This is a genomic window from Candidatus Kinetoplastibacterium crithidii, from assembly GCA_027557655.1.
Lineage (GTDB): Bacteria > Pseudomonadota > Gammaproteobacteria > Burkholderiales > Burkholderiaceae_B > Kinetoplastidibacterium > Kinetoplastidibacterium crithidii_C.
Genome location: CP064915.1, coordinates 415,357 through 428,530 on the forward strand (window position 1 = coordinate 415,357; position 13,174 = coordinate 428,530).

Genomic DNA, 13,174 nt, shown 5'->3' on the forward strand with positions numbered 1-13,174 from the left:
TATATATTATTGCTAATAAGCAAAACAAATTTAATATCTAATTATGAGTCTCTAGATAGGAATCAAAAAGCACTGATAACAATTTAATTATCCATAGTTATAAGATATATATACAAATTTATTCTTCATTCAGTTGATTAATATCTAAGGGCTTAAGTAATTCACCATCTAATACTTTTATAGTCTCTTCAGCTTTAGCTATATAATTTTGACAAAAACGAACTAAATTTACACCACGACGATATAATGATAACGAATCCTCTAGAGTTATATTTTCTTGCTCCATACTAGAAACTAGTGTTTCTAACTCAAGAAGCGCTGTCTCAAAATCTAAATTTTTCATATTTTCTGATAAATTTAATGTATCATTTTTCATAGTAAGATCCATAGTATTTTTAACTTCAATATTTGATTAATATTTTTAAATATTATAAACACTAAAAAAATTATGTAATATAAATAAAATTTTAGAAAAAGAAATACGAATAATTAATTCGAAATTATGAATTTTAGAAGTTCGGCATATAATAAACTGTATCCTATAGTTTTATCTAAACTAAAAGAAGAAATTATCAACCTCTAATAATTCTTAAATCAGCAACGTAGCCGTTTCTTGAAAAGATTAAGAAGTATAACTTAACAAAACTAGAATTATACGATAAGAAAATTATATAAAGATTAAATCTGGTGGGCCCCCCGAGAGTCGAACTCGGCACCAACGGATTATGAGTCCGCTGCTCTAACCAGGCATGAGCTAGAGGCCCAGATACACAACTATAAGGTATTTTTTTTAATTTTGCAATAAAAAATTTAACTTAATTATTATCTAAAAAACTTTTTAATTTTTCAGCTCTACTAGGATGTCTTAATTTTCGTAATGCCTTAGCCTCAATTTGTCTAATTCTCTCTCTTGTAACATCAAACTGTTTGCCTACCTCCTCCAAAGTTTGATCTGTATGCATTTCAATACCAAATCTCATTCTTAAAACCTTAGCCTCCCTAGGGGTTAAAGAATCCAATACTTCTTTAACAATATTCTTCATAGAGCTATGCAAAGCAGCATCAGAAGGTGCTAAAGTGTTAGTATCTTCTATAAAATCACCTAAATGAGAATCATCATCTCCTATTTGAGTTTCCATAGATATAGGTTCTTTAGCTATTTTAAGGATTTTTCTAATTTTATCCTCAGGAATATCCATTTTTTGGGATAAAATCGAAGGATCTGGTTCTAATCCTGTTTCCTGCAAAATTTGACGGCTAATACGATTCATCTTATTTATTGTTTCTATCATATGGACAGGAATTCTAATGGTTCTAGCTTGATCTGCTATAGAACGTGTTATAGCCTGTCTTATCCACCAGGTAGCATATGTAGAGAACTTATATCCTCTACGATATTCAAACTTATCTACTGCCTTCATTAGACCAATATTGCCCTCTTGTATCAAATCTAAAAATTGTAAACCACGGTTCGTATATTTTTTCGCTATAGAAATAACTAAACGTAAATTAGCTTCAGTCATTTCTTTTTTAGCCTTAAGAGATTTATTCTCTCCAGTTGTCATTTGTTTATTAATTTCTTTAAATTCTTGAATTGGTAATACAATTTTTTCTTGAATTTCCAATATTTTTTTTTGCTTATTCTGTATAAGTAAAATCAACGGTTCTAATGATTGGAAATATTTGCTATTAAATATAGGTTCTTCAAACATCCATTGAGGATTAGATTCATTTCCTATAAAACACTGGAGAAACAGTTCTCTTGGCATGCCAGCTTTATCTACACATATATTTATTATAGATTTTTCTATATCCCTTATTTCTTGCATATGATATCTAATTGAATCAGCTAACTTAGCTATCATTTTCGCATTAAATCTTACACCCATTAATTCTTGTTGTATCAAATTTTTTGCTTCCAAGTACTCTTCAGAGTTGTATCCGTTCTCTAAATAAGCTTTTTGCATGTTTTTGAAATAACTAGTAACCGCTGAAAATTTTTCTAAGCTTTTTGTACGTAACTCTTCTAATTGTTTTGGAGACATTATGCCAGATGACATATCTAGCAATTCTTCATTTTCCGAAAAATTAAAATTTATGTTAGGATCATCACAATCTGAATTATCGATAAGCGCATCTACAATTTCATCTATTTGAAGTTGATCATTATTTACTTTTTCTATATCTAATAAAATTTCATTTAATGTTGTAGGACAAGCAGAAATAGCAGATATCATAAGACGCAAACCCTCTTCAATCCTTTTTGCTATTTCTATTTCCCCCTCTCTTGTTAAGAGTTCAACAGTGCCCATCTCACGCATATACATACGTACAGGGTCTGTAGTTCTACCAAAATCAGAGTCAACAGTCGTGAGAGCAGCCTCTGCTTCATCTTCAACATCATCATCATTAGATATTACAGTATTATTTTCACTCATCAATAGTGTATCTATATCTGGGGTTTTATCATAAACAGCAATCCCCATATCACTAAAAGTAGTAACTATTGTATCAAATACGTCATCATCTGCTAAATCATCAGGCAGACTATCATTAATTTCACCAAATGTAAGGTATCCTTTTTCTTTTCCTAATCTAATAAGATTTTTAAGGTTATTACGACGATTTTCATATTCCTCTTGGGAAATTGGTCCTTTTAAAATTAAATCTTTAGGATCATTTTTACTACGTCTACTTCGTTTGCTAGGTTTAGAATAAGTTAACATATCTACATTATTATCAACAGATAAACCATCGAAAAGCTCATCATCACTCTCAATAACATTATCATTAATTACAGTGTTAGATTTTTTAGTTAATTCACTCACTTTGATCGACATTAATAATTCATCTCTATTTATTAAGTTCTCATTATTGATATCTTTATTGGATTTTAATATTTTCTTTTTAACGACCTTCTTAGATTTTTTTAGATTATCTAATTCGTTAAATTCTTCAGAAGATAAAATATCACTACTATCATCACTATGATGATTTAAAGTATTATTTTTATTATTTTTATTTTTTTTTAAAACATTTTTATCTTTTTCTTTAGCCCTTGTAATCATACCTTTCCCACAATATTAAAATTTATTAATAAAGATCTAAAATTATAAAATTAAGAAATAAGAAATAAACATTTAATAAATAAGATATTATATATATAAAAAGCATAATTAATATTACGAATAAACATAACAATTTTAATTTAAATTACCTTTTTTAATTAAAAATAATTTATTAGACAATTCTTTATACTTATTTATATCGTTATCGGAGGTTAAACCTTGCTCAACAAGCAAGTTAATTTCTTTTTTCAAATATTCATTTTCTATTAATAATAAAGCATCTTCCCATTCTTTGACTGGGTCTGGTAGTAAAACTTCTTTTTGATTAGTGTGATTACTAATATTAGAAACCACTTTATACAATTCAGAATCTTTTGGTAAGGATTCTTGTAATGTTTCTAAAGTTTTAATATTTTTTTCTTGAATAATTAAAATTAAATCCTTTATATATTTTAAGTCAGGTTGTTTTTCTAAAATTTCTAATTGTTGAATACCAACCATATCATCAATATATTGTAGATTAAATATTATTAAATTTAGTAAATGTTTAGCAAGAGATGGAACCTTTTGACTATTACTAGTAGAATTATGAGGGTTTGCCTTTTTTTGAATTTGATGAAAATTTGTATTGTTTTTATTCTTAAAATAAAAATTGTTTAAATTTCTATTTTTAATAGAAGATAACAATTTGATATCGTTATTATTAAAATTCAATAAATTCGCAATCTCTTTCTCAAGCTGTATACGAAAAGCATTAAGAGGCATAGAACTTAACAAAGAAAGAGACTCGTTCCAGCAAGATACTCTACCTTCTGCCTCTAAAATATTATGTTTTTTCTGCATTTCATTGATAAAAAATTTTGATAAAGAAATAGAATTATCTATGATTTCTTTAAATTTATTAATTCCGTATTCTAAAATATAAGAGTCAGGATCATGGTTCTCTTTTAAAATTAAGAACCGTATTTCATAATTATCTTTTAATTCTTTTAAACAGATTAATAATGCTTTCCATGCGGCCCTATGACCAGCATCATCTCCATCAAAACTAAAAATTATTTTATTAGTTAGTGAAAATAATTTCGTTATATGGTCAGAACTTATTGAAGTTCCTAGTGTAGCCACTACATTAGGAACACCATATTGAGTTAGAATAATGACATCAAAATATCCTTCAACAACTATTGCAAATCCTTGCTTTTTTATGCTTTTTCTAGATTCCCACAAACCATACAATTCTTTTCTTTTAGAAAATAAGGTGGTTTCTGGAGAATTTAAATATTTTGGAAGCTTTCCATCGATTGCCCTTCCTCCAAAACCGACGACATTACCATAATAATTTCTTATTGGGAACATGACCCTTTGTCTAAATCTATCATATCTTCTTGTTTCATCTATAACAAGACCTACTTCTTTAATACAAGGATCATTATAATTATCAAAACATTTAGATAAAAAATTAGCCTCAAAACCTGACCAACCAATTCCAAAAAAATCTATAGTATCTTTATGAATTTTTCTTTTTGACAAATAATTTAGAGCATTAGATGATTTCGATAGACATGAATGATAATACTCCTGAGCTCTATTCATTATGCTCAATAACTCTCTTTCCTTTTTTTGTTTTTTAGACAAAAAATTAGTATTTTTACCTTCGTCAGGAATCGTTAGACCAACAGATGATGCCAATTGTTTTACGGCATCAGAAAAACTAAGAGCAAGATATTCCATTATAAATGTAATGGAATCACCATGAGCTCCACAACCAAAACAATGATATATTTTTTTTGTCTGACTTACAGTAAAAGAAGGACTTTTTTCAGAATGGAATGGGCAAAGACCAACTAAATTAGACCCCGTTTTTTTCAAAACAACATAAAAACCTATAACTTCTACTATATCTAGTCTAGACAATAAATCTTGGATAAAATATTTTGGAATCAAATAAAAACAATTGCTAGTACATACGAGGAGGTAATTGTTGACTGCGTATACGTTTATAATGACGTTTCACAGCAGCAGCAAGTTTACGTTTTCTTTCAGCTGTTGGTTTTTCATAGAATTCTCTAGAACGTAATTCTGTCAACAGTCCAGTTTTTTCAACTGTGCGTTTAAAACGACGCATAGCTGATTCAAAAGGTTCATTTTCTTTAAGCTTAACAATAGGCATAATCAATATTTTAATTTAAAAGAATATTTATAATCAAATTTCACTCTACAGCAACAAAAAATTAATACCGCGAGTTAACCCACTTAATTCTACATTAAAACAATGCTTTTAGACAACTGTTTTAATCAAGATAAACATATATTTATCTTGATTAAAACACATACAGAATTAGATTATATATAATCTAATTCTGAAGTATTATAATTTCTAAAACAAATGTCTTAAAACTATGGTTTCATTACGATCAGGGCCTGTAGATACTAAATCTATTGGCACACCAGATACTTCAGCTATTCTTCCCAAATAATGTCTAGCTTCTAATGGTAGTTGATCAAATTCTTTGATACCAAAGGTTGAGGACTTCCATCCAGGCATTTCTTCGTATACAGGCTCTAATCTTGAAACAATTTCAGAACCATATGGCAATATATCAAGAAATTCATTACCTAAACGATAGCCAACACAAATCTTTAAATTTTCAATTCCATCTAAAACATCAAGTTTTGTGATGCAAAGACCAGAAACGCCACTTAACCGTACAGATCTTTTAAGTGCAGCTGCATCTAACCAACCGCAACGTCTAGGTCTACCAGTAACAGAACCAAATTCCTTACCAACATTAGCTAAATGAATTCCTAGCTCATCATCTAGCTCAGTAGGAAATGGACCTGAACCGACACGAGTAGTATACGCTTTTGTAATACCTAAAACATAATTTATAGATTGAATACCTACTCCAGAACCAGCAGAAGCTGAACCAGCAATACAATTACTACTAGTTACGTAAGGATATGTGCCGTGGTCAATATCCAATAAAGAACCCTGAGCTCCTTCAAATAAGAGTTTGCCTCCAGATTCTTGCAAAGAATATAAACTGTTAGATACATCAGTAACCATAGGAGATAATACATCTGCTATTTTTAAATAGCTATCTAATATCTCATTAAAGTCCAAAATTGATGCATTAAAGTAATTTTTAAGGATAAAATTATGATATTCTAGCGATTCTGATAATTTTTGAGAAAATAAATTATAATTAAAAATATCTTGAAGCCTTATAGCTCTACGAGCTATTTTATCTTCATAAGCAGGACCAATACCCCTTCCTGTAGTACCAATTTTTTCTTTTCCTTTGCTTTGTTCTCTTGCCTGATCAATTGCCACATGATACGGAAGTATCAAGGGACATATTTCAGAAATTTTTAAACGAGAACGAACATCTATACCAACAGACTCTAACTCACCTATTTCTTTGAGTAAATTTTCTGGAGATAAAACTACACCATTCCCAATAAAACATGATACATGAGGTCTCATTATTCCAGAAGGAATTAACCTCAGGACAGTTTTTTTACCATTTATCCAAAGAGTATGACCTGCATTATGACCACCTTGAAACCTTACTACAGCATCAACAGATTCAGTAAGCCAATCTACAATCTTACCTTTACCTTCATCACCCCATTGAGTGCCTATTATTACTATATTTTTGCTCATATTAATCAACTTAATAATATAAAAATATCAAATCGAATGATAAATAAAATCATTTACTATTAATATTTAATATAAATAATTTTATAAATCATTAACTTGCCATATGCCATCAAACAAAACAAGTTTGCGATCAAAAACAAATTCATCTTGAGATGGATAACCTCCTGGTAACATTTGAATTACTATTTCACCATCTTGACGTAATTTTTTTATACAATTTAATAAATCTTTATCACGGCCCCAAGGAGCTAAAATAGCACTTGGTTTTTCCATTCTAAAAAGACCTCTAGCTAATTTACGTAAATCTAAACTAAAACCTGTCGCAGCTCTAGCACGACCAAATGCAATACCAACATTATCATACCTGCCACCTTTAACCAGTGTATCACGCCAACCTTCAGCATATAAAGAAAAAGTTACTCCAGAATGATAACCATAACCAGAAACATCAGCTAAATCTATTCCTAATTCAACATCATCTAATGAATGAATCAAAATTTGCAACGCATCAAGAGCTCCTATAATACCAGGATTAGATGGTAGAGATTTTCTAGCTAAAGAAATAACATTTTCTGTGTCTCCATATAAAGAAGATACTATCTTTAAAGACTCCAATGTATCACTTCTTATATTTTTAACGAAATTGGATAATTCTAAAATACCAGCGACATCTTTTTCTTTCAATAAAGAAAGAATCAAATCAACATTAGCAGAAGCAGCATGATCTGAGTTTATTATACTACGTATAACACCAGGATGACATAAATCTAGTTTATAACTACTGATGCCAGCTAATTTAATAGTATCAATAGCCAATTGAATTATTTCAAAATCAGCCTCTACTCCAGCATGCCCATATATTTCTGCTCCAATTTGCAATAATTCTCGACTAGACAAAAAATCATTAGGTAAAGCATGAAAAACATTTCCACAATAACATAATCTTGTTATGCCATCTCTGTTTAATGAGTGAGCATCTATTCTACTAATTTGTGGAGTCATATCTGCTCTTATACCTAATGTCCTACCTGATAATTGATCTACAAGTTTACAAGTTTGTAAATTCAAATCACTACCAGTACCTGACAGTAAAGAATCTATATATTCTACTAATGGTGGACAAACAAGCTCAAAACCATAAGTTTTGTATAAATCAAGTAATTTATGACGTAATCCCTCAATATGTCTAGCTTCAATTGGCAAAATATCAGCAAGATTTTCTGGTAGTAACCAATTACTCATTAGCTATATTTCCTAAATAAAATTTATCAAATCTATTTCAAATCATTTTTTTTCATAAACTGAAAAAAATCAGAACTTGTATCTACTACTAATGTATCATCCTTATTAGAAAAAGATTTTTTATAAGCTTCTAGACTCTTGTAAAACTTATAAAAACTATGATTTTTACCAAAAGATGAAGCATAAATTGCACTTGCAATAGCATCACCTTCTCCTTTAATTGCTTCTGCTTGAGCATTGGCTTTAGCTAATATTTCCTCTCGAGATCTATCTGCCTCTGCTCTAATTTTTTCACTTTCCGCTGCCCCTATGGATCTTAATTCATTAGCAACTTTTGTACGTTCAGCTTCCATTCTTCTATATACTGACTTAGAAATTTCAGGTGCAAATTCAATTCTACGTAATCTTACATCAACAATTTCAACACCCAACGGGGCTGCTCTAGATGCTACGTTATTAAGAATTTCCGTCATAATTTCACTTCTTTCTACAGAGACAACTTCTTTTACTGTTCTAACATTGACTGAGGCATTCAAGGCATCTCTAATTTGTGCTTGTAATTTTTCTTGTGCAGCCCTTTCATTACCCTCAAAAGTTACATAAAATAATTTTGGATTAGCTATTCTCCATTTAACAAAAGAATCAATAGACAAATTCTTTTTTTCTGATGTTTGAATTCGCTCTGCATCCTTTGATTCAATTGTAAGTATTCTTTTATCAAGAAACTCAATATTTTGAAATGGCGCTGGTAATTTGAAATATAAACCAGGAGAACTAATTTCCCTACTAATTTCACCAAGTGAGAAAACTAATGCATAACTACGCTCATTTACGACAAACATTGTAGAACAAGCTAATACAAATAAAACAAAACAACTAGATAGTATTAAAAATATACGTTGCATAAAAAATCTTTTCTATTAGTACAATGAACGATCACGCTTTATTTTATCCGATGATTTATTAATAGTTTTAAAATTATTATTTTCATCAATATCATAAAGTTTTTTTTCTACTTTTTCTTCTAATAAATCATTTTTCTTAGTTGTAAAAGAATCATTGATTTTATTATTTAAGGAGTCTAAAGGTAACAACAAAACATTACTATTTTTAGAATCAATCATCAACTTGTTAGATTTAGAAAAAATACTTTCCATAGCCTCTAGATATAAACGAGTTCTTGTTATATCAGGCGCCTTTTCATATTCTTTTAAGATACTACAAAAACGAGATGACTCACCTTTAGCTTCGCCTATTACTGTAGCTTTGTAGGCCTCTGCTTGCTCTAAATATCTAGAGGATTGACCACTAGCTAATGGTATAACCTGATTTGCATAGGCATATCCTTCATTAATTTTTCTTTCCCTATCTTGTCCTGCCTTCACTGCATCATCAAAAGCAGCTTGTACTTGTTCTGGCGGTTGAACATTTTGTATAGCAACTGCAGTTATCTGAATACCAGTACTGTAATTATTTAAAATATTTTGCATAAGCTTTTGAACTTCAAAAGTAACAGCAGTACGACCTTCATACAAAACAAAATCCATATTTTTCTTACCTACTATTTCTCGCATAGCAGTTTCAGCAGCTTGTTTAACAGATTCATCAGGATCTCTTATTTTAAATAAATAATCAACAGCTCCATTTATGCTCAAGCGATATTGAACAACAAATTGCATATCTACAATATTCTCATCTGTTGTAAGCATTAAAGATTCAGATAGAACTTTATTTTGAGAATTCCCACGAAACCCTACCTCAAAAGTACGCAACTGAGATAAGTTTACCATTTCATGATGTTCTATAGGGAATGGTAAATGCCATCTAAAACCTGGTTGCGCTGTTCTATAATATTTTCCAAATCTAGTAATTACAGAAACTTGACCTTCTTTAACAACAAAAAAACTACTAGATAGCCAGATAATAGAACAAAATGCAATGAATAAAAAAAAGAAAAAACCAGAATTTTTAAAATTAAAATATGGCATTTTATCACTATTATTTTTTCCATACTTTCCAAAAACATTAGAAAAACGTTTACTTAAATCATTCCAAACATCATCTAAATCTGGTGGATTATTATTTTTTTTAGACTCATCAGAAAAATCTTTGTTTTTTCCGCGCCCCCAATTAGAATCATCAAAATTAAATATATTAAAAATTCTCAATATCTTGCCCCATTGTATTACAAGCATTAATTATCGCTTCGGTTAAACCATTTATTCCAGTTTTTTTGAGTGCGCTCAAAAAAACACTATCAATAATATTATTTAAACCATATTCTACCCTAGGTTGTACATTAGATAAATCAATCTTATTGTAAATCATAATTACTGGTATATCAGATGCCCCTATTTCTTTAATAACATTATTAACATTATCTATTTGTGCTTGATAATTTTCATTCGAAAAATCAACCACATGAAGTAATAAATCAGCGCTTACAGCTTCGTGTAGTGTTGCGTGAAATGAATCTATCAAATTATGCGGTAAATCTCGTATAAAACCTACTGTATCAGAAATAACAATATCTTTATTAGAATTATTTATCCATATACGGCGAGATGTTGTGTCTAATGTTGCAAATAGTTGATTAGCAACATAAGTTTTTTCTTTTGTTAATAAATTAAATAATGTAGATTTTCCTGAATTTGTATAACCAACTAAAGAAATTGAAAATACCCTATTATGCTCACGAAGAGTTCTTTGTGCCACCCTTCTAGATTTTATTTTCTTTAAACGCTCTTTTAAAAGCTTAACTTTGCTAGATATAATACGTCGATCAATCTCAAGCTGTGACTCACCAGGACCCCTCATACCAATTCCACCACGCTGACGCTCCAAATGAGTCCATAACCTAGTTAATCTTGTAGATAAATATTGTAATTGTGCTAATTCAACTTGAAGCTTACCTTCATGACTTTTAGCTCTTATAGCAAAAATATCTAAAATTAAAGCAACTCTATCAACTACTCTAACCCCCCATCTTAACTCAAGATTTCTTTGTTGTGATGGAGATAATGAAGCATCAAATAAGACTATTTCTATAGAAAGCTCTGTTATTAAATATGATATTTCTTCTACTTTTCCAGAACCTATAAAAAATTTTCTATCAGGAATATCTCTCTTAACAACTATATGATCTGCTATGGAAGCTCCAGATGATTGGGCTAGCATGAAGAACTCTTTTAAATTATCATCAAAAAAAACATCACCTAAATTGACTCCAACTATTAAAGATTTCATACAACAAATTCACCGTGTTAATAAACGACAAAACAGCATAAAAATTATAATATTTTTTAAACTATTCCGCTTCAAAATCTTCCTGAAAACTTATAGCTCTAGAAGGAACCACAGTTGATATGGCATGTTTATATACCATCTGTGTTACTGTATTTCTTAATAAAACAACATATTGATCAAATGCTTCTATTTGCCCTTGCAGTTTTATTCCATTAACCAAATATATAGATATTGGCACATGATCTTTACGCAATTTATTTAAAAATGGATCTTGTAGAGTTTGACCTTTATTATTCATTATTTATGTTCCATATGTTTGTTATAAATATTTGTCTATTACGAGTTCAACTGACATAAAATATGCTAAATCAATAGAAAAGCTAATTCAAATTAGACTATTTCTTATTTAATTTTAATAAAATATTGATTTAAATTATATTTAACACTAATGAAAATTGAATTCTAAATAAAATTAAGTGTAAGTAATATTTTATATAATACAACAACAAATAATTAGTTATGTTTTTTATTGCACTTTAACATATATAAATATTTTATATCTTCATAAAAGATGTTGTGTATATACATACTCAAAGATATCAAAAATCTAAATATATGGATTTTTTGATGACTTAAATTCAATTCTTAACGGCGTACCTTTTAAAGATAATTCTTTTCTGAAAAATGATTCAAGATATCTTATATAAGAACTAGAAATATGTTCAAGAGAATTTCCATGAATTACAATAATTGGAGGATTTTGCCCACCTTGATGAGCATAACGCATTTTTGGTCTAATTATATTTTTTTTAGGAGGAGGTTGTTTAGTAATCGCTAGTTTAAGTAGCTTATTAAGCTTGGGAGTAGATAATTTAGCAAAAGAAGAATCATAAGCCTCATTTACAGATAAGAAAATGTCATTAATATGATGTTTTTTTAATGCTGAAATCATATGTAACTTAGCAAATGACAAAAAATGTATTTTTCTTCTAAAAGATTTTTCTATATTTTTTATTTTTTCTTTTTCTAAAATATCACATTTATTAAAAGCTATGACAATTGCTTTGCCTGATTCTAAAATAAAACCAGCCATGTGAGCATCTTGATCAGAAATATCCTCATTTGCATCTATAACCAATAAAACAACATCACTAGATTCAATTGCCTGAATGGTTTTTATTACTGAAAATTTTTCAATATGATCGATTACCCTACTTTTACGACGCATACCAGCAGTATCTACCAATGTATATTTTCTACCATCAAAATTAAAATCAACATTTATAGAATCTTTAGTTGTACCAGGCATATCAAAAGCTATTAGCCTCTCTTCTCCTAGAAACGAATTAATTAATGTAGATTTTCCAACATTTGGTTTGCCAATTATAGCCAATTTAATAGAAGAGTTAGATTCTACAATATTCTGCCGTTCATCAAAATTATGTTTTGTAAATCCACTTAATGCATCTTCAATTAAATGATAAATACCATCGCCATGAGATGAAGAAATCAAATATGGTTTACCCAATCCTAATTCATAAAAGTCATTACCAAAATTACTTAAATTCATTCCTTCTGATTTATTAATAGCTAGTAATATAATTTTATTAGAAAATCTACGCAACAACTTAGCAATTTCATAATCTTGCGAACATATTCCCGAACGACCGTCAAGCAAAAATATAACAACATCAGATTCCAATATAGCTTGATTGGTTTGAGAAGCAATTTTCAAAGAGAATTGATCTTTAGAATGAATATCAAGACCACCAGTATCAATCACAATAAAATTATATGATGCAAAATGAGCTTCTCCATAATGTCTATCACGAGTGAGACCTGAAAAATCAGCAACTAACGCATTTTTTGTTTTTGTCAAACGATTAAACAAAGTAGACTTACCTACATTTGCTCTTCCTACTATCGAAACTATTGGTTTATAATACACGGT

General features: G+C 29.3%; 11 protein-coding genes and 1 tRNA gene. All 12 read right to left on the reverse strand.

What is annotated here, in order from left to right:
• Positions 1-118: 118 nt before the first annotated feature.
• On the reverse strand, positions 119-376 hold the full coding sequence (gene xseB / locus I1N47_01975) for an exodeoxyribonuclease VII small subunit (protein ID WBF65903.1): 258 nt from the start codon (positions 374-376) through the stop codon (positions 119-121).
• A gap of 309 nt (positions 377-685) precedes the next feature.
• Positions 686-764: transfer RNA gene (locus I1N47_01980), tRNA-Ile, on the reverse strand.
• A 51-nt stretch (positions 765-815) separates the two neighbouring features.
• Positions 816-3,068: an RNA polymerase sigma factor RpoD gene (rpoD, locus tag I1N47_01985; protein ID WBF65216.1), complete on the reverse strand. Its 2,253-nt coding sequence runs from the start codon at positions 3,066-3,068 to the stop codon at positions 816-818.
• Between the two features lie 135 nt (positions 3,069-3,203).
• Positions 3,204-5,012: a DNA primase gene (locus tag I1N47_01990; protein WBF65217.1), complete on the reverse strand. Its 1,809-nt coding sequence runs from the start codon at positions 5,010-5,012 to the stop codon at positions 3,204-3,206.
• A gap of 13 nt (positions 5,013-5,025) precedes the next feature.
• Positions 5,026-5,238 carry a 30S ribosomal protein S21 gene (locus I1N47_01995; protein ID WBF65218.1) on the reverse strand — a complete coding sequence of 71 codons (213 nt, stop codon included), beginning with the start codon at positions 5,236-5,238 and terminating at the stop codon, positions 5,026-5,028.
• Between the two features lie 207 nt (positions 5,239-5,445).
• Positions 5,446-6,735 (reverse strand): adenylosuccinate synthase, encoded by a 1,290-nt coding sequence (locus I1N47_02000; GenBank protein WBF65219.1) that lies wholly within the window; start codon positions 6,733-6,735, stop codon positions 5,446-5,448.
• A gap of 81 nt (positions 6,736-6,816) precedes the next feature.
• Positions 6,817-7,977, reverse strand: a complete 1,161-nt coding sequence (locus tag I1N47_02005) for an ATP phosphoribosyltransferase regulatory subunit (protein WBF65220.1) — start codon at positions 7,975-7,977, stop codon at positions 6,817-6,819.
• A 32-nt stretch (positions 7,978-8,009) separates the two neighbouring features.
• Complete coding sequence (gene hflC / locus I1N47_02010; GenBank protein ID WBF65221.1) at positions 8,010-8,882, reverse strand: protease modulator HflC; 873 nt, start codon at positions 8,880-8,882, stop codon at positions 8,010-8,012.
• Between the two features lie 15 nt (positions 8,883-8,897).
• Positions 8,898-10,172 carry an FtsH protease activity modulator HflK gene (gene hflK, locus I1N47_02015; GenBank protein ID WBF65222.1) on the reverse strand — a complete coding sequence of 425 codons (1,275 nt, stop codon included), beginning with the start codon at positions 10,170-10,172 and terminating at the stop codon, positions 8,898-8,900.
• Positions 10,132-11,223: a GTPase HflX gene (gene hflX, locus I1N47_02020; GenBank protein ID WBF65223.1), complete on the reverse strand. Its 1,092-nt coding sequence runs from the start codon at positions 11,221-11,223 to the stop codon at positions 10,132-10,134. The genes hflK and hflX overlap by 41 nt, the downstream gene beginning before the upstream one ends.
• Positions 11,224-11,284: 61 nt before the next feature.
• Positions 11,285-11,521 (reverse strand): RNA chaperone Hfq, encoded by a 237-nt coding sequence (gene hfq / locus I1N47_02025; GenBank protein WBF65224.1) that lies wholly within the window; start codon positions 11,519-11,521, stop codon positions 11,285-11,287.
• Between the two features lie 309 nt (positions 11,522-11,830).
• Positions 11,831-13,171, reverse strand: a complete 1,341-nt coding sequence (gene der, locus I1N47_02030; GenBank protein WBF65225.1) for a ribosome biogenesis GTPase Der — start codon at positions 13,169-13,171, stop codon at positions 11,831-11,833.
• Between the last annotated feature and the right edge of the window lie 3 nt (positions 13,172-13,174).

Coding starts and splice junctions, on each gene's coding strand:
- I1N47_01995 (WBF65218.1), bottom strand. CDS start 5,238: ATGCCTATTGTTAAGCTTAAAGAAAATGAACCTTTTGAATCAGCTATG.
- I1N47_02005 (WBF65220.1), bottom strand. CDS start 7,977: ATGAGTAATTGGTTACTACCAGAAAATCTTGCTGATATTTTGCCAATT.
- I1N47_02000 (WBF65219.1), bottom strand. CDS start 6,735: ATGAGCAAAAATATAGTAATAATAGGCACTCAATGGGGTGATGAAGGT.
- hflX (WBF65223.1), bottom strand. CDS start 11,223: ATGAAATCTTTAATAGTTGGAGTCAATTTAGGTGATGTTTTTTTTGAT.
- hfq (WBF65224.1), bottom strand. CDS start 11,521: ATGAATAATAAAGGTCAAACTCTACAAGATCCATTTTTAAATAAATTG.
- xseB (WBF65903.1), bottom strand. CDS start 376: ATGAAAAATGATACATTAAATTTATCAGAAAATATGAAAAATTTAGAT.
- hflC (WBF65221.1), bottom strand. CDS start 8,882: ATGCAACGTATATTTTTAATACTATCTAGTTGTTTTGTTTTATTTGTA.
- rpoD (WBF65216.1), bottom strand. CDS start 3,068: ATGATTACAAGGGCTAAAGAAAAAGATAAAAATGTTTTAAAAAAAAAT.
- hflK (WBF65222.1), bottom strand. CDS start 10,172: ATGCTTGTAATACAATGGGGCAAGATATTGAGAATTTTTAATATATTT.